Source organism: Pseudomonas sp. IT-232MI5 (assembly GCF_949767845.1).
In the GTDB taxonomy this organism is placed as follows: Bacteria; Pseudomonadota; Gammaproteobacteria; order Pseudomonadales; family Pseudomonadaceae; genus Aquipseudomonas.
Window position 1 is genome coordinate 127,576 of the sequence record NZ_CATKQE010000007.1, and the last position, 24,486, is coordinate 152,061.

Sequence of the window (24,486 nt, forward strand, 5' to 3'; positions counted from 1 at the left end):
GTAAACAGGTATTCGTATCAATTGCGAAACATTGTTATTCGCACTGAATTTACATTCTTTACAATTTAACCTTACGGTTTTTGCCAGTTCATTCGTCTCTCGGGTTTTACAGAGACAATAAGAATCAATACCATTGCCGCCTCTTTGCCATCAGGTGTCATTGCCATGCTGTTGCACATCCCCGGGCTGTTCGCGAAAGACGAAGTGCAGCGCATCCGCGAGGCACTGGAGCAGGCCGATTGGGCCGATGGCAAGATCACCGCTGGCTTTCAATCGGCCAAGGCAAAGCACAATCTGCAACTGCCAGAAGGTCATCCGTTGGCCAAGGAAATCGGCGCGGCGATGCTTGAACGGCTGTGGAAAAACCCGCTGTTCATGTCCGCCGCGCTGCCGCACAAAGTCTTCCCGCCGTTAGTGAACTGTTACACGGCCGGTGGCAGCTTCGATTTCCACATCGACAACGCCGTGCGCCAGCCCAAGGGCAGCATCGAGCGCGTGCGCACCGATCTGTCGGCGACGTTGTTTTTCAGCGAGCCTGCGGATTACGACGGCGGCGAGCTGGAAATCCAGGACACCTATGGCACCCAGCGGGTGAAGTTGCCGGCCGGCGACATGGTGTTGTACCCGGGCACCAGCCTGCACAAGGTCAATGCGGTCACTCGCGGTGCGCGTTATGCGTCGTTTTTCTGGACACAGAGTCTGGTGCGTGAGGACAGCCAGCGTGCGTTGCTGTTCGAGATGGACGGGGCGATTCAGCAACTGACTCAAGACCTGCCTGATCACCCTTCGCTGATTCGACTCACCGGCACCTATCACAACTTGCTGCGGCGCTGGGTCGAGGTATGAGTTTCCAGCTGCGCCGCGAGGAAGTCCTCGACGGCGAACAACTTAGCGCCATGCTCGGCGAAAGTCCGGCCCGTGCTGCGCAGGCGATTTTGCTGGCGGCGGGGGAGGGCGAAGTTGAAGCGCAGGCGTTGCTCGGACAAATCCTGCTCGACGGCCAAGGCATCGCCCAGGATCAAGCGCTGGCGCTGCGCTGGTTCGGCATCGCTGCCGGGCGCGGGCATTTGATGGCGCGCAACATGCTTGGACGCTGTCATGAGCATGGCTGGGGGATTACCGCCGATGCTTCGATCGCTGCGCAGCACTACCGGATTGCAGCGAATGCCGGGCTGGATTGGGCGATGTACAACCTCGCCAATCTGCTGGCGACCGGGCGGGGAGTGGCGGTGGATCATCAACAGGCGTTGGCGCTGTATCGGCGCGCGGCTGAATTGGGCCATGCGAAGTCGATGAATCTGTTTGGGCGGTATCTGGAAGACGGGCAGGAGTGCCCGGCGAATCCGGTTGCGGCGCGCGATTGGTATCGGCGTTCGGCCGAGGGTGGGGATTTTCGTGGGCAGTTCAGTTTCGCTGCAGTTTTAGCGGATGAGGGGCGGATTGATCAGGCGGTCGATTGGCTTGAGAAAGCTTTGGTCGGCGGCAATCTGAATTTCTTGCGGGTGGCGAGTCAGACGCTGTCAGGTGCGACAGATCCCAGGATTCAGGCGTTGGCTGAGCGGTATGCGCATCGGTGCCAAGAGCCCTCACCCTAACCCTCTCCCAGAGGGAGAGGGGACTGACCGAGTTGGATGTTCCGGATACACCGACCTGAGATATCCGGTCGAACTCAGCTTTTGAAAGGCCCCCGATCTGCTCCCTTTCCCCCTCGCCCCCTTGGGGGAGAGGGCTGGGGTGAGGGGGATAGATCGAAAGCACACCACAAATCTCAAAGCCAGACACAAAAAAGCCCATGACACGTCATGGGCTTTTCACTTGCAGCTAGCAGCTTGAAACTCGCAGCTGCGCTTACACGTAAAACGATTTCAACGGCGGAAAGCCATTGAACTCAACCGCGCTGTAACTGGTGGTGTACGCCCCGGTCGACAGCCAGTACAGACGATCACCGATCGCCAGGTTCAACGGCAGACCGTATTTGTAGTTCTCGTACATGATGTCAGCGCTGTCGCAGGTCGGGCCGGCGATGACGACTTCTTCCATCTCGCCTTTCTTCTCGGTCCAGATCGGGAACTTGATCGCTTCGTCCATGGTTTCAATCAGGCCGGAGAATTTGCCCACATCGGTATAAACCCAACGTTCAACAGCGGTGCGCGACTTGCGTGCAACCAGCACCACTTCGCTGACCAGAATCCCGGCGTTGGCGATCAGCGAACGGCCCGGCTCGAGAATGATTTCCGGCAGGTCATCACCGAAGTCTTCCTTCAGGAAACGGATGATTTCTTCGGCGTAGGTTTCCAGGCTGTTGGTGCGGGTGATGTAGTTGGCCGGGAAGCCACCGCCCATGTTGATCAGCTTCAGGTGAATGCCGTCTTCTTCTTTCAGACGCTCGAAGATCACTTTGACCTTGGCGATCGCCGCGTCCCAGACGCTGATGTCGCGCTGTTGCGAACCGACGTGGAAGGAGATGCCGTAAGGCACCAGCCCGAGGTCACGAGCGAGGATCAGCAGGTCCATGGCCATGTCGGTCTGGCAGCCGAATTTGCGCGACAGTGGCCAGTCAGCCGTGGTCGAGCCTTCGGTGAGGATGCGCACATAGACTTTCGAACCCGGTGCAGCCTTGGCGATGTTGCGCAGGTCGGCTTCGGAGTCGGTGGAGAACAGACGCACGCCCTTCTCGTAGAAGTAGCGGATGTCCTTGGATTTCTTGATGGTGTTGCCGTAGCTGATGCGGTCCGGGCTGACGCCACGATCCATCACCTTGTCCAGCTCATAGATCGAGGCGATGTCGAAGCTCGAACCTTTCTCTTTGAGCAGGTCGATGATCTCGACGGCCGGGTTGGCCTTGACCGCGTAGTAGACCTTGGCGAATTCGAAACCGGCGCGCAGGTCATCGTAGGCCTGGGCGATCATCGCGGTATCGATCACCACGAACGGGGTTTCCTGTTTGTCGGCGAACGCCTTCATTTTGTCGAATGTAGCGCGCGCGAAATAGTCTTCGACCTGGATCGACATGCTGGGAACTCCTACTGGCAAACTGAAATTAACAATGGGTGCAAATGAACGTCCTCCGTATCCCCACTTTGGTTCGCCTACTTCCCAAGGCATGTCGCCGAAAGCAAAAAGGCCATGGGATGTGCAGCTTTCCCTTGGCCTTGCTGTCTCGTCGTCAGTACTTGAGCCGGATGGATCGTTTCCAGCATGGACGTTCGGCGCGAACTTTAGGGCGTGAGGGGCGTGAGATCAACTAAAAATGTCGCGTTTTTGCACGCTTCTGACGTGCGTCGCGTTCATCACTCTTTGTAGCCGACCGAGATGACGGGCAGATGTTCCCTGAGAATTTTCCAGTGTTAAAAATACCTGCACGTTCGCGGATTTTGTCGGCGAATTCGCGGGTAAGTGTGATGGGCGCAACATCGGCGACGATGGCCGCGAGAGATGGGGGTGAGGGGGATTTTGGCTGTTTGGACGGCTGTCCAGCGCATGCTGTCTGGTTCTCAGGTGTTGAGATTCTTTTCCGCCTTGTGAATGACTTGGTAACACCCCCGGTCCAGTAGGAGTGAGCCTGCTCGCGATGACTTTTTTTCAGCCGACATCTTCATTGACTGATATTGCGCTATCGCGAGCAGGCTCACTCCTACAGGGTTTTGTGTTTTTACCGGTTAATCAGGCGACCACCGCCTCAGCCGGCGAGACAATACTGGTCTTCATCCCACGCGAACGCCCCGAACTCAGATAAGCCGCAATCGACTCCTGCGTCACCTCACCGAGGAACACCCGTTCGGCATCCATCACTGGCAGCCACGAACGATTGAACTCGTACATGCGTGACAGCAGGATGCGCAAATGTTCGTCGTACGCTGCCGTGGCATTGAACTCACGCAGGAACTGCGCGCAGGTGCCGGTCTGACGGTGCAGATCACGACGGCGCACATAACCCAGCGCCTTGTTCTCGGCACAGGTGACCACCACGTAGCGACGGTCATGCTCGTCCATCAATTCCAGCGCATCAGCCACCGGCGTCTCCGGGCTCACCGACGGCGCGTTGTCCGCCGCATCTTCTGCCTTCACCAGCAACAGACGCTTGAGCGTGCTGTCCTGCCCCACGAAGTTGCTGACAAAGTCGTCCGCCGGGTGCGCGAGCAGCGTGTCCGGGTGATCGATCTGCAGCAGTTTGCCGGCGCGGAAGATCGCGATCTTGTCGCCGAGTTTGATCGCTTCGTCGATGTCGTGGCTGACCATGATCACAGTCTTGTTCAGCGCGCGCTGCATCTCGAAGAACTCGTTCTGGATCATCTCGCGGTTGATCGGGTCGACCGCACCGAACGGCTCATCCATCAACAGCAGCGGTGCATCAGCGGCCAGTGCGCGGATCACGCCGATGCGCTGTTGCTGGCCACCGGACAGTTCACGCGGGTAGCGATGCAGATATTGCTTGGGCTCCAGCTTGATCATGCTCATCAATTCGCGGGCGCGGTCGTGGCATTTCTGTTTGTCCCAGCCGAGCAGTTTCGGCACGACAACGATGTTCTCTTCGATGGTCATGTTCGGGAACAGGCCGATCTGCTGGATCACGTAACCGATGTTACGGCGCAGGGTCACCTCGTCGAGGTCGGTGGTGTCTTCGCCGTTGATGAGGATCTTGCCCGAGGTCGGTTTGATCAGGCGATTGATCATCTTCAGCGTGGTGCTTTTACCGCAACCCGATGGCCCGAGGAACACACAGATTTCGCCTTCATTGACGGTCAGGCTTACCGAGTCCACGGCTTTGACGTCTTTGCCGTTGCTTTGGAAAGTTTTGCTGAGGTTTTGAAGTTCGATCATTTGAGCAGTCCTTTTGGAGTCAACGAGCGTTGCAGCCATTGGAGAAACAGGTCAGCGAAAATGGCCAGAAGACTGACCAGCAGTGCGCCGACGATGAGCATCGACATGTCACTGCGGCTGATGGAAGCGAGGATCAACACACCGAGGCCGCCGGCGCCGATGGTCGCGGCGATGGTCATCACGCCGATGTTCATCACCACGGCGGTACGCACGCCGGCGAGGATCACCGGCACGGCGATCGGCAACTCGACCATGCGCAGACGCTGGCCGAAGGTCATGCCGATGCCGCGCGCGGCTTCACGGATGCCCGGTTCCACGCCAGTGAGGGCGAGGTAGGTGTTGCGCATGATCGGCAACAGTGAATAAAGGAACACGGCGGTGATCGCCGGCATCGGGCCGAGGCCCTGGCCGAACTTGGAGTAGAACGGCAGCAGCAAACCGAACAGGGCAATCGACGGCACCGTCAGCAGCACCGTGGCGCTGGCTTGCAATGGGCCGGCGAGAGTCGGAAACCGCGTCATCAGAATGCCCAACGGCACGCCAACGACAATCGCCAGGGTCACGGCAATGCCGACGAGGGTGATGTGCTGCCAGGTCAGGTGCATCACCTGCTGCCAGTCGAGGTGGGAAAAGGCGTTCAGAAATTCCATGACTTTTCCTCCTTAGTTAAGTGGGTGCTGGCGCAGGAAATCGGCGGCCACTTTCGAAGGGCTTTCGTGATCGACGTCGACCCGCGCGTTGAGCTGGCGCATGGTTTCGTCGTCGAACAGTTCGGCCAGCGGCTTGAGTTGCTCGGCCAATTGCGGGTGCGCGTCGAGGTAGGTCTGACGCACTACCGGCGCGGCGGTGTAGTCGGGGAAGTAATGCTTGTCGTCTTCCAGCAGTTTCAGGCCGAAGGCGTTGAGGCGACCGTCGGTGGTGTAGACCAGACCGGCAAACACCTGGCCGTTGCGCAACGCGGTGTAGACCAGGCCCGCGTCCATCTGGCGGATGTTCTTGCGGGTCAGGTTCATGCCGTAGAGATCGACCATGCCGATCAGGCCGTCGGAGCGGTTGGCAAACTCGGTGTCCAGCGCCACCAGATGATTGGTCTTGGCCTCAGCGCGCAGCACTTCGTTCAACTGGCTGATGTTGTTGATCTGCGGATATTCCTCGGCGACCTTTTTAGGGAGGGCGAGGGCATAGGTGTTGCTGAATTTCGACGGGGTCAGCCAGACCAGACCTTTTTTCGCGTCGAGTTCTTTCACCCGGGCGTAGGACTGGGCGCTGTCGAGTTTTTCCGTGACATGGTTGTAAGCCACCAGCGACACGCCGGTATATTCCCAGAGCATGTCCAACTGCCCGCTTTCGTGGGCGCTGCGGGCGAGGTTGCTGCCCAGGCCACCGGTGATCTGCGCGTCGTAGCCTTTGCTGCGCAGGTACTGCGCGGTGATTTCCGCGAGCAGGGTCTGCTCGGTAAATACTCGTGCGCCGAGGCGGATAACCGGTTTTTCAGCGGCTTGGGCGACGCCTGCGAACAGCAGGATACAGCCCAGAATCAAGCTCAATCGTTTCATAGGTATTCCTTCACAAAGCCTTAAGACGGGCGCAAACCGCGTTCCAGCCAGAGACGGCTGGCGAGGGTGACGACGCCATCGAGCAGCAAGGCCAGCAGCGCGGTGCACGCGGCGCCGAGCAGCAGTTGCGGCTGATTGTTCAGGGCGATGCCAGGGAAGATCAGGCTGCCGAGGCTGTTGGCACCGATCAGGAACGCCAGCGGCGCGGTGCCGACGTTGATCGCCAAAGCCACGCGCACACCACCGACGATGATCGGCACAGCGTTGGGCAATTCGACTTTCCACAGCACTTGGCGCGGGGTCATGCCGATGCCGACGGCCGCTTCTTTCAGCGAACCCTGCACATTTTTCAGGCCTTCGTAGGTGTTGCGCACAATCGGCAGCAACGAAGCGAGGAATAAAGCGAAGATCGCCGGGCCACTGCCAATGCCGAGGACGCCCAGGGCAATCGCGAGCACGGCCAAGGGAGGCACGGTGTTACCGATATTGAAGATCTGCATGAAGCGTTCAGCGCGGCCGACCATGGTCGGGCGACTGAGGAAGATGCCGGCGGGGATGCCCACGACCAGGGCGGCCAGCATTGAAGCGAGGACGAGAATCAGATGAGCTTGCAGGTAAAACAACAAATCGTCGCGGTAGTGTTCGATCGTGTTGATGCCGATCCAGTGGACCAGCAGGGCCAGGAGCGCGATCACCACCGCACCTCCCATCAGCCCTTTGCCATAGCGGATAGCCACAGGCGGACTCCTTTTTTTGTAGTCGGCGAACGCTCTCCCGTGTGGCATGCCGTACATGGCTGCCGGGAATAAACGTTCGCGAGAAGCAGCTCCCTCAGCACCGGCAAAAAGCGGTCTGAAAGCGAGCCATGAGCGCAGCCTCGTCAGGCTAACTTGCTGATTTTTCAGCCCCTGACGAAAATTCGTAACAGGGGATGGACGTCTCCGTGCTTCAAAAGGTTCCCATCTGCGGCAGCATTTGGCCACCCTTAATGTGCTCAACGGTTCGGTTATTGCATCGAGTTGGGCTATAATCGCGGCCCTTTTTTGAATCACCGCCAGGCGATTTCCCATGACCAACCAGGCCGCCGAAGTCGCGAAACGCCGCACTTTCGCCATTATTTCCCACCCCGATGCCGGTAAAACCACGATCACCGAAAAGCTCCTGTTGATGGGCAAGGCGATTGCAGTGGCCGGTACGGTGAAATCCCGTAAATCCGATCGCCATGCGACATCCGACTGGATGGAGATGGAGAAGCAACGGGGTATTTCCATTACCACGTCGGTCATGCAGTTCCCGTATCGCGAACACATGATCAACCTGCTCGACACCCCGGGCCACGAAGACTTCTCCGAAGATACCTACCGTACCCTGACCGCGGTGGACTCGGCATTGATGGTTCTCGACGGCGGTAAAGGTGTAGAGCCACGGACCATTGCGCTGATGGACGTCTGCCGTCTGCGTGATACGCCGATCGTCAGCTTCATCAACAAACTCGACCGTGACATCCGCGACCCGATCGAACTGCTCGACGAGATCGAAGCCGTGCTGAAGATCAAGGCCGCGCCGATCACCTGGCCGATCGGTTGCTACCGCGACTTCAAGGGCGTGTACCACCTGGCCGATGACTACATCATTGTCTACACCGCCGGTCACGGTCACGAACGCACCGAAACCAAGATCATCGAGAAGCTCGACTCCGACGAAGCGCGTGCGCATCTGGGGGACGAGTACGAGCGTTTCATCGAGCAGCTGGAACTGGTTCAGGGTGCCTGCCACGAATTCAACCAACAGGAATTCCTCGACGGTCAGCTGACCCCGGTGTTCTTCGGTACCGCACTGGGCAACTTCGGTGTTGATCATGTGCTCGACGCCGTCGTTGATTGGGCACCGCGTCCGCTGGCCCGTGTCGCTAACGAGCGTACCGTCGAGCCGGTGGAAGAGAAGTTCTCGGGCTTCATCTTCAAGATCCAGGCGAACATGGACCCGAAGCACCGCGACCGCATCGCCTTCATGCGCATTTGCTCCGGCAAGTACGAGAAAGGCATGAAGATGCGCCACGTGCGTACCGGCAAGGACGTGCGTATCGGCGACGCCCTGACGTTCTTCTCCTCCGAGCGTGAGCAGCTTGAAGAAGCCTTTGCCGGCGACATCATCGGTCTGCACAACCACGGTACGATCCAGATTGGCGACACCTTCAGTGAAGGTGAAACCCTCGGTTTCACCGGCATTCCGCACTTTGCGCCGGAGCTGTTCCGTCGTGTGCGCCTGCGTGATCCGCTGAAATCCAAGCAGTTGCGTCAGGGTCTCCAGCAACTGGCCGAAGAAGGTGCAACGCAGGTGTTCTTCCCGGAGCGCAGCAACGACATCATTCTTGGCGCTGTGGGTGTGCTGCAGTTTGATGTGGTCGCCAGCCGTTTGAAGGAGGAATACAAGGTTGAGTGCTCGTATGAGCCGATTACTGTGTACTCCGCTCGCTGGATTGAGTGCAGCGACAAGAAGAAGCTTGAGGAGTTTTCCAACAAGGCTGTGGAGAACCTGGCGGTCGATGGCGGTGGGCATCTGACCTATCTTGCGCCGACGCGGGTTAACCTGGCGTTGATGGAAGAGCGTTGGCCGGATGTGAAATTCCGCGCGACGCGTGAGCATCACTAAGCTCTGAGTTGGTTTTTCCGAAGCCCTCGATGTGAAAGCATCGGGGGCTCTTTGCTTTGGTCTTGGCGGCCTGTGGGCCGACCAGGTTCTTGGGGTTTTGGGTGAATATCCGTTGCTACGGGTGTTGCTGCTGGCGGTTTCGCTCTTACAGCGAGTCCCTTTGGCAAACGCCCCAAAGGAACCAAAGGTCTGCGCCCTGACGTTCGGCCCACTCGCTGGGGCTCGGGGTTCCTTCGCTCCGGCATCGATCCGGGGGCATCGCTTCCGGTTTGCTTCGCTGCACCTCCTTTCGATGTGTTCGACTTCGTCGAACGGCGCTGCGCGCCTACCCCCGGATCAATCCCTCCACTCAGCCTGCCGACGGGCTCCAAGATCAAAAGCAGGCGAGCTGACACTCGGCCTGTTGAGTGGTGAAGAGTGGGTGTTCGGCTTTGGTTTTGTGGTGGATTTGCCCCTCACCCCAGCCCTCTCCCGAGGGAGAGGGAGCTGATTTTTGAGCTTTTCGAAGTGTGTGTTCGAATCGGTATTTCACGTCGGCGTACCTCCCCGAAGCACCTCGTTCAGTCCCCTCTCCCTCTGGGAGAGGGCTAGGGTGAGGGGCTTTTGATCTTCGGCACGGTTTTATCGTGCGCAATGGCTGTAGGCCGTCTCCGTTTTTTGTGATCTCGCTGTTCTCGAACGCGACAACCAGCCTGCTGGCCGTTAGTGTTCCAGCTCCACGCAAGTCGCTTTGAGAGGTCAATGGAATGACGAGTCGACTGACTCAACTGCTGCGGCTCAACGGTTATTTCAGCGTAATGGCCTGGGTGCTCGCGGCGCTGTTGTTCATCAATCGCTTGAGCAGCATGGTCAAGCTGTTCATGGCACTGTACCTGCGTCAGGAGCTGGGGCTGGCGATCGAGACGGTTGGCTGGTTGCTGTCGGCGTACGGTGCGGGTTTGCTGGTCGGTTCGATGCTCGGTGGCTGGCTCAGTGATCATGTGCGCACGGCGCGGCTGACGGCGGCGTTGTTCTTTGTTTCGGTGTGGGTGCTGTTGCTGCTGGGGCTGGTGACGCAGGTGCCGTTGCTGGCGGCATTGTTGTTGCTCAGCGGAACCCTCGATGGGGCCATTCGCACGCTGCATCAGCGCCTGATCATGGAATATTGCGAGGTGGCGCAGCGCTCGCGTGCGCAGGCCTTGAGCCGGGTGGCGCGCAACCTCGGGATGGCCGCTGCCGGGGTGGCGGGCGGGGTTTTGGCGCAGGCTGATTTTCGCTGGGTATTTTTCGCCAGTGCGGCAATGACGTTGCTGGCCTTGCTGTGGTTTGTCCGCACCACGTGGCAGCGTCCGGTGCTGATCAATGACGAAACGTCCACGGATGACGCAGGTTCCGGGGGGCCGTATCGCGACAAACCGTTCCTCTGGTTGCTGGCGGCGACGGCCGTGCTTGGCATCGCGTTCGACACGGTCTACAGCACCCTGGGCAATTATCTGCGTGATTACTATCACTTGAGCACCGAAGCGATCGGTTGGCAGTTTGGCCTCAATGCGTTGTTGGTGATCGCCCTGCAGATTCCGTTGTCGCATTGGGGCGAGCGATGGGGCATGCGTCGACAAATGCTGCTCGGCAGTGTGTTGCTGGCCTGCGGGCTCGGCATGTTGCCGTTCGGTTCCGGGCTGTTTTACGTCTGCCTGTCGACGCTGATCTGGACCTTGGGCGAGGCGTTTTTCATGCCGCCGCTGAATGTGCTGGCCATGCGCTTTGCCCAAGCCGGCAAAAGCGGTCAGTACTTCGGCCTGTTCTTTATGAGCTGGAGCGCCAGTGCGCTGTTGTCACCGGTGCTCAGTGGCCAGTTGTATGGTCAATTCGGTGGTCACAGTGTGTGGCTGGCGAGTGCGCTGATGGTGTTGATTTCCATCCCTCTGACTTGGCAGGCCACGCGCGTGCGCCCGGTCGCTTAGCTGATCCAGCTATTGGCATTATTCGAAAGCAATCTGTCTGCCGAGGGCATTTCTGCGCGCTCGTTAGCGTCCTATCTGGTGAACCCGATGGATCGGAACTAGATTTCACACAGCGCCAGTCAGGCACGAATGTCTCACCTGAAAATGGATGGAGTCGGCTATGAAAAGCAGGTTGCTACGGGTTTTATTGCTGTTGAAAGTAATGGTCATGCTGTCCCTCGGCACCGCGACGGCCTGGGCCGAGTGCGAGGATCACGATTCTCAGGCGTTCAACGGGCAGGCCGGGCATAGCGGTTTGATGCTCGCCAAGTCTGAATCCGAGCCGGGCGATCAGGGGCAGGGTGGCAGCGCCGATGACGACGACTCGACCACCGATGAGCCGGACTCTGATGATCCGGACGACGAAGGCGATAGCCAGACATAAATCGCAGGCAAAAGAAAACCCCTTCGGCCTCGACTGATGCGCAATCGAGGTGGAAGGGGTTTGCTCAACACTTTATCCCTGAATAAACATGATCCCTGTGCGGCACGCTGCGATCTTTTGATTCTGATTCTGACAATCAAAAGATCGCAGCCTCGTTTCACTCGACAGCTCCTACAGGTTTCGTGTCGCTCTCCAGATTTGCTTATGCCGCGCCGTCGAGGAACTGCTCGGCGTAGTGGCAAGCCACCTGCCGGCTGTCGAGCTGGCGCAACGCTGGCTCTTCCGTGCTGCAACGCTCGGTCGCATACGGGCAGCGCTTGTGGAAAGCACAGCCCGGCGGCGGGTTCAGCGGGTTAGGCAGTTCACCGACGATCTTGATTTTCGGCTTGTTCGGGTCCGGGTGAATGGTCGGGGTTGCCGACAGCAGCGCCTGGGTATACGGGTGCAGCGGACGCTCGTAAATGTCGTTCTTCGGACCCAGTTCCACCGGGCGACCGAGGTACATCACCATCACGTCATCGGCCACGTGTTGCACCACCGCGAGGTTGTGCGAGATGAACACGTACGCGGTGTTGAACTCCTGCTGCAGATCCATGAACAGGTTCAGCACCTGCGCCTGAATCGACACGTCCAATGCCGAAGTCGGTTCATCCGCCACCAGCACTTTCGGTTGCAACATCATCGCCCGGGCCAGGGCGATACGCTGGCGCTGACCGCCGGAGAACATGTGCGGATAGCGCTGATAATGCTCAGGGCGCAAGCCGACCTGCTTCATCATCGCCTGGACTTTCTCGCGACGCTCAGCGGCGGAGAGGTTGGTGTTGATCAGCAGCGGTTCGCCGAGCTGATCACCGACTTTCTGCCGTGGGTTCAACGAGGCGTATGGGCTTTGGAAGACCATCTGCACGTCTTTGCGCAGTTGCTTGCGCTGCGCCTTGTCGGCGCCGGCGACTTCCTGGCCGGCGATTTTCAAGGATCCGGACGACGGATCTTCAATCAGCGTCAAAGCGCGGGCGAGGGTGGATTTGCCGCAGCCCGACTCGCCGACTACGGCGAGGGTCTTGCCGGCTTCCAGTTCGAACGACACACCGTTGAGTGCGCGCACGGTCGCATGGCCCTTGAACAGGCCACGGGAGACTTCGTAGTGACGGGTCAGGTCGCGGGCGGTAAGTACGACGGCCATTACGCCACCTCCTGGTTCAGCGGGAAGAAGCAGCGCGCGAGGCTGTTGCTTTTCGGATCAAGGCCTGGACGCTGCGTGCGGCAGCTGTCCTGCACGTACGGGCAGCGCGGCGACAGCAGGCAACCCTGCGGACGGTCGTAGCGGCCCGGGACGATACCCGGCAGAGTCGACAGGCGTGAGGCGCCGAGGCTGTGCTCGGGAATCGCCTTGAGCAGCGCTTCGCTGTACGGGTGCGCCGGGATGTCGAACAGTTGCGGCACTTGGCCGACTTCAACGGCTTGACCGGCGTACATCACGCAGACGCGCTGGGCGGTTTCCGCCACGACGGCGAGGTCGTGAGTGATCAGCACCAGGCCCATGTTCTGTTCTTTCTGCAACGCCAGCAGCAGATCCATGATCTGCGCCTGAATGGTTACGTCGAGTGCCGTGGTCGGTTCGTCAGCGATCAGCAGTTTCGGCTCGCCGGCAATTGCCATGGCGATCGCAACACGCTGGCTCATGCCGCCGGACAGCTGGTGCGGGTAGGCGTCCATACGGCTCGCGGCGCCCGGGATTTCAACTTTTTCCAGCAGCTCGATCGCACGTTTGCGCGCTTGTTTGCCGGACATTTTCAGGTGCAGACGCAGCACTTCTTCGATCTGGAAACCGACGGTGTAGCTCGGGTTCAGTGCGGTCATCGGGTCCTGAAAGACCATCGACAGGTCTTTGCCGACGATTTGCCGACGCTGACGGTTGCTCAGCTTGAGCATGTCTTTGCCGTCGAAGCTGAGCGAGTCGGCGGTGACGATGCCGGGATGCTCGATCAGGCCCATCAGCGCCATCATGGTCACGGATTTACCCGAACCCGACTCGCCGACGATGGCCAGTACTTCGCCTTTGTCGACTTTCAGGTCGAGGCCGTCGACCACCGGGGTCGCGGTCTTGTCGCCGAAGCGAACGTTGAGATTCTTGATTTCTAGCAGTGACATGGGAATCTCCTCAGGCGGCGTTCTTGAGTTTCGGGTCCAGCGCATCGCGCAGACCGTCGCCCATCAAGTTGATTGCCAGCACGCTGAGCAAAATGGTCAAACCAGGCAGACTGACTACCCACCAGGCGCGTTCGATGTAGTCGCGGGCCGAGGCCAGCATGGTGCCCCACTCAGGGGTTGGCGGTTGTACGCCAAGGCCGAGGAAGCCCAACGCGGCGGCATCGAGAATCGCCGAGGAGAAGCTCAAAGTTGCCTGAACGATCAGCGGCGCCATGCAGTTCGGCAGCACGGTGATGAACATCAGACGTGGCAGACCGGCACCGGCCAGGCGCGCGGCGGTCACGTAGTCGCGGTTCAGTTCGCCCATCACGGCGGCACGGGTCAGACGCACGTAGGACGGCAGCGAAACCACAGCAATGGCGATCACGGTGTTGATCAGGCCAGGGCCGAGGATGGCGACAATCGCCACAGCCAGCAGCAGCGACGGCAGGGCCAGCATGATGTCCATCAGACGCATGATGGTCGGGCCGATCATCTTCGGGAAGAACCCGGCGAACAGACCGAGCAGGATCCCCGGAATCAGCGACATCACCACCGACGACAAACCGATCAGCAGCGACAGGCGCGAACCCTGGATCAGGCGCGATAGCAGGTCACGCCCCAGTTCATCGGTGCCGAGCAGGAATTGCATCTGTCCGCCTTCCAGCCACGCCGGTGGCGTCAGCAGGAAGTCACGGTATTGCTCGCTCGGGTTATGCGGCGCGACCCACGGCGCGAACAGCGCGCAGAAAATGATCAGCAACATGAACAGCAGGCCAGCAACTGCGCCCTTGTTCTTCGAGAAGGCTTGCCAGAATTCTTTGTACGGCGACGGGTACAGCAGGCTTTGATCCGCGTTGGCGGCGGCGGTGGCTACTGAGGATGTTGGAGTGCTCATGGTTATTGACCTCAGCGCTGATGACGGATGCGTGGGTTGGCAAAGCCGTAGAGGATGTCCACTACGAAGTTGACCAGAATCACCAGGCAGGCGATTAACAGGATGCCGTTTTGCACAACCGGGTAGTCCCGGGCGCCGATGGCTTCGATCAGCCATTTACCGATGCCGGGCCAGGAGAAGATGGTTTCGGTCAGGACCGCACCGGCCAGCAGGGTGCCGACTTGCAGACCGACCACGGTGAGTACCGGAATCAGCGCGTTACGCAGGCCGTGGACGAACACCACGCGCGACGGCGACAGGCCCTTGGCCTTGGCGGTGCGGATGTAGTCTTCACGCAGCACTTCGAGCATCGACGAACGGGTCATCCGCGCGATCACTGCCAGCGGAATGGTGCCGAGCACGATGGCCGGCAGGATCAGGTGATGCAGGGCATCGAAGAACGCACCGACGTCATCGGCCAGCAGCGTGTCGATGAGCATGAAACCGGTGCGCGGCTCGATGTCGTAGAGCAGGTCGATCCGTCCGGAAACCGGGGTCCAGCCCAGGCTCACCGAGAAGAACATGATCAGGATCAGGCCCCACCAGAAGATCGGCATCGAATACCCCGCGAGGGAGATGCCCATCACCCCGTGGTCGAACAGCGATCCTCGCTTGAGTGCCGCGATCACCCCGGCCAGAAGGCCCAGAATGCCGGCGAACAGCAGGGCGGCCATGGACAGTTCCAGGGTCGCCGGAAAGAGAGAGGTGAACTCGGTCCATACGCTTTCACGCGTACGCAGGGATTCGCCGAGATCGCCTTGAGCCAGTTTGCCGATGTAGTCCAGATACTGGGCATACAGTGGCTTGTTCAGACCTAGGCGTTCCATTGCCTGAGCGTGCATTTCGGGGTCGACCCGACGTTCGCCCATCATCACTTCCACGGGGTCGCCCGGAATCATGCGAATCAACGCGAAAGTCAGCAAGGTGATGCCGAAAAACGTGGGGATCAATAACCCCAGTCGGCGGGCAATAAAACTAAACATCTTGTGTGGTACCTCATCAGCCGGTTAGGCGTGCCCGGTGTCCCTGGGGTCAGGAACACCGGGAGTTTCTTATCTACTTCACCTGGGTGGTGGCGAAGTTATTAGTGGTGAGAGGGCTGATGTGATAGCCCTCTACGTTGTTGCGCATTGCAGTAAACATCCGCGTGTGGGCCATGCTGATCCACGGTTGATCCTGATTAAACAGGACCTGAGCCTGCTCGTAGAGTTTCGCGCGTTCGGCCGGATCTACTTTAGCCCGTGCTTCGTCGAGCAGTGCCTGGAATTTCTCGTTGCACCAGCGCGCGTAGTTTTCGCCGTTCTTGGCAGCTTCGCAACTGAGCATAGGCGTCAGGAAGTTATCCGGGTCGCCGTTGTCGCCCGCCCATCCGGCAGACACCATGTCGTGCTCACCGGCCTTGGCGCGTTTGAGCATTTCGCCCCATTCCATCACGCGAATGTCGATCTTGATCCCGACTTTCGCCAGGTCAGCCTGCATCATTTGCGCACCGAGCATCGGGTTGGGGTTGGTCGGACCGCCGCCGTTGCGGGTAAACAGGGTAAACACGGTGCCTTCCGGAACCCCGGCTTCCTTGAGCAGGGCACGGGCCTTGTCGAGGTCGCGTGGCGGGTTCTTCAGGTCGTGGTTGTAGCCCAGCAGCGTGTCCGGGTACGGGTTGACCGCGACGGTCGCATTGCCCGGGCCAAACAGCGCGTTGACGTAAGCGGCTTTGTCGAAGGCGATATCGATCGCCTTACGCACGCGCACGTCGCTCATGTATTTGTGCTGGGTGTTCATGGCGATGTACGAAACGGTCATCGCGTTCAGTTCATCGACCTTGAGCTTGGCGTCTTTCTTGATGCTCGGGATGTCATCCGGTTTTGGATACAGCGCGATCTGGCATTCGTTGGCCTTGAGCTTCTGCAGGCGCACGTTGTTGTCGGTGGCGATCGCCAGGATCAACGCATCGGCTGGCGGCTTGCCACGGAAATACTCCGGGTTGGCCTTGAAGCGCACCTGCGCATCCTTGGCGTAGCGCTGGAAGATGAACGGGCCGGTGCCGATCGGCTTGTTGTTGAGGTCGCCGGTCTTGTTGGCTTTGAGCAATTGGTCGGCGTATTCGGCCGGGTAGATCGAGGAGAACGCCATCGCGATGTCGGCCAGGAACGGCGCTTCGCGGCGGGTCAGGGTGAACTTGACCGTGTTGTCGTCGACTTTTTCTACGCTTTTGAGCAGTTCCTTGAAGCCCATGCTCTCAAAGTACGGGAAGCCCACGCTCGACAGTTTGTGCCACGGGTGATTCGGGTCCAGTTGACGCTGGAAGCTCCAGACCACGTCGTCGGCGTTCATGTCGCGGGTCGGCTTGAAATATTCGGTGGTGTGAAACTTGACGCCTTTGCGCAGGTGGAACGTGTAGGTCAGGCCGTCTTCGCTGATGTCCCAGGACTCGGCGAGAGCCGGGATCACTTCAGTGGTGCCGGGCTTGAAGTCAGCCAGGCGGTTGAAGATGGTTTCGGCCACAGCGTCCGCCGTGACTGCAGTTGTGTACTGGACCATATCGAAGCCTTCCGGACTGGCTTCGGTGCAGACCACCAAGGGTTTGGCCGAGACGCCAACAGCGACACTCAGCAACGCAGCCGCGATGGCCGCACGTAGGGGAAGCATTTTCATCGATAACCCTCTGCAATCGGTTGAAGACAAAAAACCGAACGGCCGACTCATCATGAGTCAGCCGTCGGTTGGCGTTTTTTACAGGATGTTGAATGGAATCGTGGTCACGAGACGGAACTCGTTGATGCTGCCGTCAGCCTGGTTTTCGCTGGCGCGGTGAGCGGTGTAAGTGCCGCGAATCGTAGTGGCTTTGAGTGGCCCGCTCTGTACGGCATAGGTTGCACCGATGCCGTATTCATAGTGGTGCTCGCCGTCCATCGATTGCACACCGTCGTAGCCGCCACCTTTGTAGTGAGTGCCGTCGATGCCCCAGCCGCGCGCCTGGTAGATGTTGAACTTCAGGCCCGGTACACCGTATTCGGCCATGTTGATGCCGTAGGAAACCTGGAAGGACTTCTCGTTCGGGCCGTTGAAGTCCGAGAGCAGGGAGTTGGCCAGGTAGATACCGTTGGTTTCGTGCAGGTAGTCGAAGTACTCGTTACCGTTCACTTCCTGATACGAGAAGGTCAGGGTGTGTGCCAGGTGAGTCAGGCCGAACGACAGCGAGTAGGTGTCGTTGTCGATGTCGCCCAGCAGTTTTTTGCCTTCGTCGACAGTCTTGTAGTAGTTCAGGCCGGTGGTCAGGCTGAGGATCGAGCTGTCACCCAGCACGTGGGTGGCGCCGAAGTAGTACTGGTTCCACAGGTCTTCAGCCTGGGTGCCCCACAGGCTGGTGGTCAGGCTGGCGAACGGCTGGTACGAGATACCGGCGGTATTCACGTGGTCAGCTTCGGCGTCGATGTTGCCGTATTCGGAGCGGAACTTGCTGAGGCTCTCTTCGGTACGAGGCGAGACGCGGTCGAACGTTGCCAGGTCGAACGAGAGGTTGTTCAGCTCTTCGCTGTGGATCGCGATACCTTCGAAGCTCGACGGCAGCGGACGGTTGCCGATCACGTCGACCTGCGGGCTGCTGAAGTTCATGCGGCCGGCGGTCAGGGTGGTATTGGAGATACGTGCCTTGATGTTGGCCAGGCCCACTTTGCTCCATTGACCTTGAGCGTCACCGCCTTCTTTGGTCAGCGTACGGTTGTTGCCTGCGCCTGGACGAGTGCCCGGTGCGCCGCCGTTGTTGGAGGCGAGGTTCTCGCGGTCACGCTCAAGAGCGATGGCGTTGTAGGCCGCCACTTCGGTGCTGAAACCGACAGTACCTTCGGTGAAGCCCGAGTTGTACTTGATGATCGTGCCTTGCACCCAGTTGATGCGGCGGTCGGTTTCGGTCGATTGGCCGTTCTTGCGATAGGCGAACTTGCCGCCGCGCTTGAGTTGCTCGTTGGCGTACCAGTTGCGGGTCGAGCCGCTGATCGATTGACCTTCGAGGAAACCGGTGGCCTCGGCCTGGGCGCTCTTCTCGTTGACGGTTACTGGAGTGAACGCCTGGCTTTGGGTTTCTGCGTACGCCGTGGCGGTGACGCTGCTGATGGCCAGAGCCAGTATCGCGGTGCTGCTCAGTTTCATGGGTGAAGCTCCTTTACTTTCTTTTTATGCCGGCTTTTTTTGGTATGCCGGTTATTGGTTTAGAACTCGTTCACACATCGCAAACGTTTGCAAAAAGCCGGATTGGCGAATTTCGGCAAAGCGCTTGCGTGAGGGGCTAGACAGCGCCCCCCAGCGTTGCGGCTAATCATCTGGTTTAATCGATACCGACACCCGAGAACACGTTGCGACCGAACGGGCTGACTTTGAACCCTTCGATCCTCGCGCTTAACGGCTGGTTGACCGTCGAGTGGGCGACAGGCGTGATCGGCACTTGCTGTTTAAGCAATTGCTGGGCCTGTTTATAGAGCACGGTGCGTTGGTCGCGGTCGGTGACGACCTTGGCCTGTTTGATCAGCTTGTCGTAAGCCGGGTCGCACCACATGGAGTAGTTGTTGCCGCCGATGGCATCGCAGCTGTACAGCGTGCCGAGCCAGTTGTCCGGATCCCCGTTGTCACCGGTCCAGCCGATCAGGCTGATGTCGTGCTCGCCATTTTTGGTGCGCTTGATGTACTCGCCCCATTCGTAGCTGACGATCTTCACTTTCAGACCGATCTTGGCCCAGTCCGCCTGGAGCATTTCGGCCATCAGTTTGGCGTTCGGGTTATACGGGCGCTGCACCGGCATCGCCCACAGGGTGATCTCGGTGCCTTCTTTAACGCCGGCAGCCTTGAGCAGCTCTTTGGCTTTTTCCGGGTTGTAGGCGGCGTCTTTGATGCTGTCGTCGTAGGACCACTGGGTCGGCGGCATGGCGTTGACGGCCAGTTGACCGGCGCCCTGATAAACAGCGTTGAGAATTCCTTGTTTATTCACCGCCATGTCCAGCGCCTGGCGCACTTCGAGCTGGTCGAAGGGCTTGTGGCGGACGTTATAGGCGATGTAGCCGAGGTTGAAACCCGGCTTGGAGATCAGCTGCAGTTTTGGATCGGCCTTCAGCGCTTCGACATCGGCAGGGCGCGGATGCAGGGTAATCTGGCATTCGCCGGCCTTGAGCTTCTGTACGCGCACCGAGGCGTCGGTGTTGATCGCGAAGATCAGGTTGTCGAGTTTGACCCGGCTCGGATCCCAGTAATGTTTATTACCGGTGTAACGAATGTTCGAGTCTTTCTGATAACTCTTGAACACGAACGGCCCGGTGCCGATCGGTTTCTGGTTGATGTCGCTTGGCTTGCCTTCGGCCAGCAGTTTGTCGGCGTATTCGGCGGACAGGATGGCGGCGAAGCTCATGGCGATATTCTGAATGAACGCTGCGTCGACGCTGTTGAGCGTGAACTCCACGGTCAGCGGCCCGGTCTTCTCGACCTTGGCGATGTTCTTGTTCAGGCTCATCCCGTTGAAATACGGGAATTCGGTGGGATAAGCCTTACGGAAAGGTTGCTGTGCATCGAGCATGCGATTAAACGTGAACAACACGTCGTCGGCGTTGAAGTCGCGGGTCGGCTTGAAGTACGGCGTTGTATGAAATTTCACACCTTCACGCAGGTGAAAGGTGTACTTGAGACCATCCTCGGAAATATCCCACGTGGTTGCCAGGCCCGGGACGACATTAGTCGCGCCTTTTTCGAACTCGACCAGTCGGTTGTAGATCGGTTCGGCGGCGTCGTTATCGGTGGCCGTCGTGTATTGCGCGGTATCAAAGCCCGCCGGGCTGCCTTCAGAGCAGAACACCAGACTTTTGCTGGCGGCGAAACTGGCGGACGAGGCGGCCAACAGGCCGGCCGCCAACAATGCGGAATAAATCAAGGTATGGCGCATGACGCTCCCTCTTTTTTAGTGTTGTTCAATGCGCCGTCGTCTCATCCGGAGACGTTTTGGCTGCATCGAGCTCAATCCAGTGCGTACGGCAAACCGGTGGCCCACGCAGACACTGGTCAGTACCCGACGGTAGGGGCCGCGGTTCTGGCAGTAAATGCGTAAATGCCTTAAAGCTCGTAGGAAAAGGCGACGCGTCCTATACCGCTGCGGTAATCCACAGTGGAATTGGCTGTAGGCAATTTCCTAACTTCCCGGCAGGTAAAACAACGGCGACGTTATAAACGTCGCCGTTGCAGTGCCTTATTTGCTGACGCTGACGCCGTAGAAGGAATTCAAGCCGAATGGGCTGATCTTGAAATCCTGCACGTTGGCGCGCATGGGTTGGTACACCGTCGAGTGGGCGATAGGTGTCATCGGGACTGCATCTTTGAGGACGTGTTGCGCCTGTTTGTACAGTTCGGTGCGCTTGGCCTGGTCGGTCGTGCGTTTGGCTTCTTTGACGAGGCCGTCGAACTTCTTGTCGCACCACTTGGAGAAGTTGTTGCCGCTGAGCGAGTCGCAACCGAACAGCACGTTCAGCCAGTTGTCCGGATCACCATTGTCACCGCTCCAGCCAATGATCATGGCCTGGTTCTCGCCACCTTTGGAGCGTTTGATGTACTCGCCCCACTCGTAGCTGGTGATCTTCACTTTCAAGCCGATCTTGGCCCAGTCGGACTGGAGCATTTCAGCCATCAGTTTGGCGTTCGGGTTGTACGGACGCTGCACCGGCATCGCCCACAGCACGATCTCGGTACCTTCCTTGACGCCGGCTTCCTTGAGCAGCTGTTTGGCTTTCTCAGGATCGTACTTGGCATCTTTGATGGTGGTGTCGTAAGACCATTGGGTCGGCGGCATGGCGTTGACGGCCAGTTGGCCTGCGCCCTGATAAACCGAATCAATGATTTGCGGCTTGTTCACGGCCATGTCCAGCGCCTGACGAACGCGCAGGTCTGCCAGCGGGTTGGCCTCGTTGCTGCCCTTGACCTTGTCCATCACGTTGTAGGCGATGTAACCCAGGTTGAAACCAGCCTGGTCAGGCATTTTCAGGGTTTTGTCTTCTTTCAGCGCTTTCAGGTCGGCCGGACGCGGGAACAGGGTGACCTGGCACTCGTTCTTTTTCAGCTTCTGAATACGTACCGACGGGTCGGTGGTGATGGCGAAGATCAGGTTGTCGATCTTCACGTCTTCAGGCTTCCAGTAGTCCTTGTTGCCGGTGTAACGGATGTTGGAGTCTTTCTGGTAGCTCTTGAACACGAACGGGCCAGTGCCGATCGGCTTCTGGTTGATGTCGGCAGCCTTGCCTTCCTTGAGCAGCTGGGCAGCGTACTCGGCGGACTGTACCGAGGCGAAGCTCATGGCCATGTTCTGGATGAACGCGGCATCCACTTCTTTCAAAGTGAACTTGACGGTGTGATCGTCGACTTTATCGATCTTGGTGATGTTGGTGTCCATCCCCATGTCGGTGAAGTACGGGAATTCGGTCGGGTACGCCTTACGGAACGGGTCATCCTTGTTAATCATGCGATTGAAGGTGAACAGTACGTCGTCGGCGTTGAACTCACGAGTCGGCTTGAAATACGGGGTGGTGTGGAACTTGACGCCTTCACGCAGGTGGAAGGTGTACGTCAGGCCGTCATCGGAAATGTCCCACTTGGTCGCCAGACCAGGAATCACGGCGGTGCCGCCGCGCTCGAACTGGGTCAGACGGTTGAACATGGTTTCGGCTGAGGCGTCGAAGTCGGTTCCGGTGGTGTACTGGCCTGGGTCGAAACCGGCCGGGCTGCCTTCGGAGCAGAACACCAGGTTAGTCGCAGCGGATGCGAAAGGTGCGGAGGCTAACAAGCCTGCGCCGACTAAAAACGGAATGACCGCGTGTTTAAGCATGTTGGCCTCATGATTTGTTGTCATTTTTTAGTTGTGAGGTACGACCTCGTGAGTCGTGCCTGCGGATACTTATGCAGGGGCCATACCCATTGCAAGATCCAGAGTGACTGCCGGCCTCAAAGCGTGGCACGAACGTACCTTAATGTCGCATCTGTATAACTTCTGACGCATTTGACCGTTTGCGGGTGGTTTTTACGGTGCAAATGAAGCCCCAAAACGGTGCGTTGGTCACGTTGTGCGCGCCGCCTTGGGGCTCGGTGTTACTTATTTATACCCACGCCATAGAAGGGGGTTAGACCGAACGGGCTGATCCGGAAGTCAGTAACTTCCTTGCGCAGCGGCTGAAACACCGTGGAGTTGGCAATCGGTGTGATCGGCACTTGCTGTTTAAGGATCAGTTGCGCCTGTTGATACAGTTTTACCCGCTGTGCTTTGTCGGTGGACAACTTGGCCTGTTGCACCAGTTTGTCGTAGGCCGGATCGCACCATTTGGCGTAGTTGCTGCCTTTTACCGCCGCGCAGCTGTAGAGCACGCCAAGCCAGTTGTCCGGGTCACCGTTGTCACCTGTCCAACCATAGATCATCGCGTCGTGTTCGCCATTTTTCGCGCGCTTGATGTACTCGCCCCATTCGTAGCTGACGATGTTGGCCTTGATGCCGATTTTCTCCCAATCCTGCTGGATCATCTGCGCCGACATCCGCGCGTTCGGGTTCGAGGCGCGCTGCACTGTCATCGCCCAGAGGTTGATGGTTGTACCCGGCGCAACCCCTGCTTCTTTCAGTAGCACCCGTGCTTTTGCCGGGTCGTAGGGAGCGTCCTTGATGTTCGGGTCATACGACCATTGCGCCGGCGGCAAGGCGTTTTGCGCCAACTGGCCGGCGCTTTGGTAGACGGCTTTGATGATTGCCGGTTTGTCGATGGCCATGTCCAACGCCTGCCGCACTTTGAGCTGGTCGAGTGGCGCGTGGGTGGTGTTGTAGGCGAGGAAGCCGAGGTTGAAACCGGCCTGTTTGAGCACGCGCAGGTTCGGGTCTTTTTCCATCACTTCGATGTCGGCCGGGCGTGGGTAGCCGCTGACCTGGCATTCGCCGGCCTTGAGTTTTTGCAGGCGCACGGCGGCGTCCGGGGTGATGGAGAAAATCAGGTTATCGATTTTGAGGTCTTCGGGTTTCCAGTAGGCCGTATTGGCGGCGTAGCGGATTTGTGAGTCCTTCTGGTAGCGCTTGAACACGAACGGGCCGGTGCCGATCGGCTTCTGGTTGAGGTCGGCGGCTTTGCCTTCTTTCAACAGTTGGTTGGCGTATTCGGCTGATTGCACGGAGGCGAAGCTCATGGCGAGGTTTTGCACGAACGCGGCGTCGACGTTGTTGAGGTTGAAGCGCACGGTTTGCTCGTCGAGTTTTTCTACTGATTTGATCGTGGTGTTGAGGCCCATGTCGGTGAAGTATGGGGATTCGGCGGGGTAGGCCTTGCGGAAGGCGTTTTCCGGGTCGAGCAGGCGCTGGAAGGTGAAGAGGACGTCGTCGGCGTTGAAGTCTCGAGTGGGGGTGAAGTAGTCGGTGGTGTGGAATTTTACGTTTTGGCGCAGGTGGAAGGTGTATTGCAGGCCATCCGGGGAGATATCCCATTTTGTTGCCAGGCCGGGTTCGATGTCGGTGCCGCCGCGTTTGAATTGGGTGAGGCGGTTGAAGACGGTTTCGGCGGAGGCGTCGAAGTCGGTGCCGCTGGTGTATTGGCTGGGGTCGAAGCCGGCGGGGCTGGCTTCGGAGCAGTAGACCAGGGTTGTGGCGGCGTTGGCGATCGGGGCTATGGCGGTTAGTGCGAGGGAGATCAAGAGCGGTTTTAGGGTGGATCTTGGCATGGGGTCCCCGGGGAATCGGCGGTGGTAATCGTGGAAGAGTAGCTGGGGCGGGGGGGGTGGCGGAAATATCGTTTTTCCTGTTGAAGCGTCTATCTCGGCATATCTAGCACTTGTGTGTATATCCGTTGCTGCGGTAACGGCTGCTTAGGGTTCCGCCCTTACGGCGGGTCACTTTTGACAAACGCCTCAAAAGTAACCAAAAACGCTTGCTCCTACGTACGGCCCGCTCGCTAGGGCTCGGGGTTCCTTCGCTGC

At 58.8% G+C, this 24,486-nt stretch carries 19 protein-coding genes; 5 read left to right on the forward strand and 14 right to left on the reverse strand.

The features are described 5' to 3' along the window. The first annotated feature begins 165 nt into the window (after window positions 1–165). Together ACM6JQ_RS07100 and ACM6JQ_RS07105 are read left to right on the forward strand one after the other, a co-directional pair. Window positions 166–846, forward strand: coding sequence for a Fe2+-dependent dioxygenase (locus ACM6JQ_RS07100; protein WP_007915302.1), 681 nt, complete (start codon window positions 166–168; stop codon window positions 844–846). Continuing rightward, window positions 843–1,595 (forward strand): tetratricopeptide repeat protein, encoded by a 753-nt coding sequence (locus ACM6JQ_RS07105; protein WP_414893471.1) that lies wholly within the window; start codon window positions 843–845, stop codon window positions 1,593–1,595. The genes ACM6JQ_RS07100 and ACM6JQ_RS07105 overlap by 4 nt, the downstream gene beginning before the upstream one ends. A gap of 253 nt (window positions 1,596–1,848) precedes the next feature. Here ACM6JQ_RS07105 and ACM6JQ_RS07110 read toward each other — a convergent pair whose 3' ends face one another. From ACM6JQ_RS07110 to ACM6JQ_RS07130, 5 genes are all read right to left on the reverse strand, one after another. After that, window positions 1,849–3,012 (reverse strand): type III PLP-dependent enzyme, encoded by a 1,164-nt coding sequence (locus tag ACM6JQ_RS07110; protein WP_007915304.1) that lies wholly within the window; start codon window positions 3,010–3,012, stop codon window positions 1,849–1,851. A 651-nt stretch (window positions 3,013–3,663) separates the two neighbouring features. Further along, window positions 3,664–4,821, reverse strand: a complete 1,158-nt coding sequence (locus ACM6JQ_RS07115; protein ID WP_034154441.1) for a betaine/proline/choline family ABC transporter ATP-binding protein — start codon at window positions 4,819–4,821, stop codon at window positions 3,664–3,666. Further along, the gene (locus tag ACM6JQ_RS07120) at window positions 4,818–5,471 is read right to left on the reverse strand and encodes an ABC transporter permease (protein ID WP_007915307.1); all 654 of its coding nucleotides are present in this window, start codon (window positions 5,469–5,471) and stop codon (window positions 4,818–4,820) included. The genes ACM6JQ_RS07115 and ACM6JQ_RS07120 overlap by 4 nt, the downstream gene beginning before the upstream one ends. A gap of 12 nt (window positions 5,472–5,483) precedes the next feature. Beyond that, complete coding sequence (locus ACM6JQ_RS07125) at window positions 5,484–6,377, reverse strand: glycine betaine ABC transporter substrate-binding protein (RefSeq protein WP_414893472.1); 894 nt, start codon at window positions 6,375–6,377, stop codon at window positions 5,484–5,486. Between the two features lie 20 nt (window positions 6,378–6,397). Then, complete coding sequence (locus ACM6JQ_RS07130; protein ID WP_169844036.1) at window positions 6,398–7,087, reverse strand: ABC transporter permease; 690 nt, start codon at window positions 7,085–7,087, stop codon at window positions 6,398–6,400. A 358-nt stretch (window positions 7,088–7,445) separates the two neighbouring features. On the opposite strand from ACM6JQ_RS07130, the gene ACM6JQ_RS07135 reads away from it, so the two are divergent. The 3 genes from ACM6JQ_RS07135 (at window position 7,446) to ACM6JQ_RS07145 (ending at window position 11,396) form a co-directional block, all read left to right on the forward strand. Next, entirely contained in the window at window positions 7,446–9,029 is a 1,584-nt protein-coding gene (locus tag ACM6JQ_RS07135; RefSeq protein WP_007915312.1) for a peptide chain release factor 3, read from the forward strand. A gap of 746 nt (window positions 9,030–9,775) precedes the next feature. Continuing rightward, window positions 9,776–10,972, forward strand: a complete 1,197-nt coding sequence (locus ACM6JQ_RS07140; protein WP_414893473.1) for an MFS transporter — start codon at window positions 9,776–9,778, stop codon at window positions 10,970–10,972. A gap of 160 nt (window positions 10,973–11,132) precedes the next feature. After that, on the forward strand, window positions 11,133–11,396 hold the full coding sequence (locus tag ACM6JQ_RS07145; protein ID WP_414893474.1) for a hypothetical protein: 264 nt from the start codon (window positions 11,133–11,135) through the stop codon (window positions 11,394–11,396). A 202-nt stretch (window positions 11,397–11,598) separates the two neighbouring features. Here ACM6JQ_RS07145 and ACM6JQ_RS07150 read toward each other — a convergent pair whose 3' ends face one another. The 9 genes from ACM6JQ_RS07150 to ACM6JQ_RS07190 all read right to left on the reverse strand — a co-directional run bounded on the left by ACM6JQ_RS07150 (window position 11,599) and on the right by ACM6JQ_RS07190 (window position 24,231). Next, on the reverse strand, window positions 11,599–12,579 hold the full coding sequence (locus ACM6JQ_RS07150) for a peptide ABC transporter ATP-binding protein (protein WP_007917625.1): 981 nt from the start codon (window positions 12,577–12,579) through the stop codon (window positions 11,599–11,601). Further along, window positions 12,579–13,547, reverse strand: coding sequence for an ABC transporter ATP-binding protein (locus tag ACM6JQ_RS07155; protein ID WP_007917624.1), 969 nt, complete (start codon window positions 13,545–13,547; stop codon window positions 12,579–12,581). Before ACM6JQ_RS07155 ends, ACM6JQ_RS07150 begins: the two co-directional genes overlap by 1 nt. Window positions 13,548–13,557: 10 nt before the next feature. Continuing rightward, entirely contained in the window at window positions 13,558–14,484 is a 927-nt protein-coding gene (locus ACM6JQ_RS07160; RefSeq protein WP_414893475.1) for an ABC transporter permease subunit, read from the reverse strand. 11 nt (window positions 14,485–14,495) lie between these two features. After that, the gene (locus ACM6JQ_RS07165) at window positions 14,496–15,506 is read right to left on the reverse strand and encodes an ABC transporter permease subunit (protein WP_007917620.1); all 1,011 of its coding nucleotides are present in this window, start codon (window positions 15,504–15,506) and stop codon (window positions 14,496–14,498) included. A 73-nt stretch (window positions 15,507–15,579) separates the two neighbouring features. After that, window positions 15,580–17,175 (reverse strand): ABC transporter substrate-binding protein, encoded by a 1,596-nt coding sequence (locus tag ACM6JQ_RS07170; RefSeq protein ID WP_414893476.1) that lies wholly within the window; start codon window positions 17,173–17,175, stop codon window positions 15,580–15,582. A gap of 78 nt (window positions 17,176–17,253) precedes the next feature. Next, entirely contained in the window at window positions 17,254–18,669 is a 1,416-nt protein-coding gene (locus ACM6JQ_RS07175; RefSeq protein WP_007917616.1) for an OprD family porin, read from the reverse strand. Window positions 18,670–18,844: 175 nt separating this feature from the next. Further along, complete coding sequence (locus tag ACM6JQ_RS07180) at window positions 18,845–20,443, reverse strand: ABC transporter substrate-binding protein (RefSeq protein ID WP_095114533.1); 1,599 nt, start codon at window positions 20,441–20,443, stop codon at window positions 18,845–18,847. Window positions 20,444–20,743: 300 nt separating this feature from the next. Next, window positions 20,744–22,369 carry an ABC transporter substrate-binding protein gene (locus ACM6JQ_RS07185; RefSeq protein ID WP_095114532.1) on the reverse strand — a complete coding sequence of 542 codons (1,626 nt, stop codon included), beginning with the start codon at window positions 22,367–22,369 and terminating at the stop codon, window positions 20,744–20,746. A gap of 260 nt (window positions 22,370–22,629) precedes the next feature. Continuing rightward, window positions 22,630–24,231 carry an ABC transporter substrate-binding protein gene (locus ACM6JQ_RS07190; RefSeq protein ID WP_095114531.1) on the reverse strand — a complete coding sequence of 534 codons (1,602 nt, stop codon included), beginning with the start codon at window positions 24,229–24,231 and terminating at the stop codon, window positions 22,630–22,632. Window positions 24,232–24,486: the final 255 nt, after the last annotated feature.

Bases quoted from the DNA above. Each gene is read 5' to 3' on its own strand.
- ACM6JQ_RS07105 (WP_414893471.1), top strand. From the start codon at position 843: ATGAGTTTCCAGCTGCGCCGCGAGGAAGTCCTCGACGGCGAACAACTT.
- ACM6JQ_RS07185 (WP_095114532.1), bottom strand. From the start codon at position 22,369: ATGCTTAAACACGCGGTCATTCCGTTTTTAGTCGGCGCAGGCTTGTTA.
- ACM6JQ_RS07160 (WP_414893475.1), bottom strand. From the start codon at position 14,484: ATGAGCACTCCAACATCCTCAGTAGCCACCGCCGCCGCCAACGCGGAT.
- ACM6JQ_RS07170 (WP_414893476.1), bottom strand. From the start codon at position 17,175: ATGAAAATGCTTCCCCTACGTGCGGCCATCGCGGCTGCGTTGCTGAGT.
- ACM6JQ_RS07135 (WP_007915312.1), top strand. From the start codon at position 7,446: ATGACCAACCAGGCCGCCGAAGTCGCGAAACGCCGCACTTTCGCCATT.
- ACM6JQ_RS07140 (WP_414893473.1), top strand. From the start codon at position 9,776: ATGACGAGTCGACTGACTCAACTGCTGCGGCTCAACGGTTATTTCAGC.
- ACM6JQ_RS07125 (WP_414893472.1), bottom strand. From the start codon at position 6,377: ATGAAACGATTGAGCTTGATTCTGGGCTGTATCCTGCTGTTCGCAGGC.
- ACM6JQ_RS07110 (WP_007915304.1), bottom strand. From the start codon at position 3,012: ATGTCGATCCAGGTCGAAGACTATTTCGCGCGCGCTACATTCGACAAA.
- ACM6JQ_RS07150 (WP_007917625.1), bottom strand. From the start codon at position 12,579: ATGGCCGTCGTACTTACCGCCCGCGACCTGACCCGTCACTACGAAGTC.
- ACM6JQ_RS07130 (WP_169844036.1), bottom strand. From the start codon at position 7,087: ATGGGAGGTGCGGTGGTGATCGCGCTCCTGGCCCTGCTGGTCCACTGG.
- ACM6JQ_RS07100 (WP_007915302.1), top strand. From the start codon at position 166: ATGCTGTTGCACATCCCCGGGCTGTTCGCGAAAGACGAAGTGCAGCGC.
- ACM6JQ_RS07145 (WP_414893474.1), top strand. From the start codon at position 11,133: ATGAAAAGCAGGTTGCTACGGGTTTTATTGCTGTTGAAAGTAATGGTC.
- ACM6JQ_RS07175 (WP_007917616.1), bottom strand. From the start codon at position 18,669: ATGAAACTGAGCAGCACCGCGATACTGGCTCTGGCCATCAGCAGCGTC.
- ACM6JQ_RS07180 (WP_095114533.1), bottom strand. From the start codon at position 20,443: ATGCGCCATACCTTGATTTATTCCGCATTGTTGGCGGCCGGCCTGTTG.
- ACM6JQ_RS07115 (WP_034154441.1), bottom strand. From the start codon at position 4,821: ATGATCGAACTTCAAAACCTCAGCAAAACTTTCCAAAGCAACGGCAAA.
- ACM6JQ_RS07120 (WP_007915307.1), bottom strand. From the start codon at position 5,471: ATGGAATTTCTGAACGCCTTTTCCCACCTCGACTGGCAGCAGGTGATG.
- ACM6JQ_RS07190 (WP_095114531.1), bottom strand. From the start codon at position 24,231: ATGCCAAGATCCACCCTAAAACCGCTCTTGATCTCCCTCGCACTAACC.
- ACM6JQ_RS07155 (WP_007917624.1), bottom strand. From the start codon at position 13,547: ATGTCACTGCTAGAAATCAAGAATCTCAACGTTCGCTTCGGCGACAAG.
- ACM6JQ_RS07165 (WP_007917620.1), bottom strand. From the start codon at position 15,506: ATGTTTAGTTTTATTGCCCGCCGACTGGGGTTATTGATCCCCACGTTT.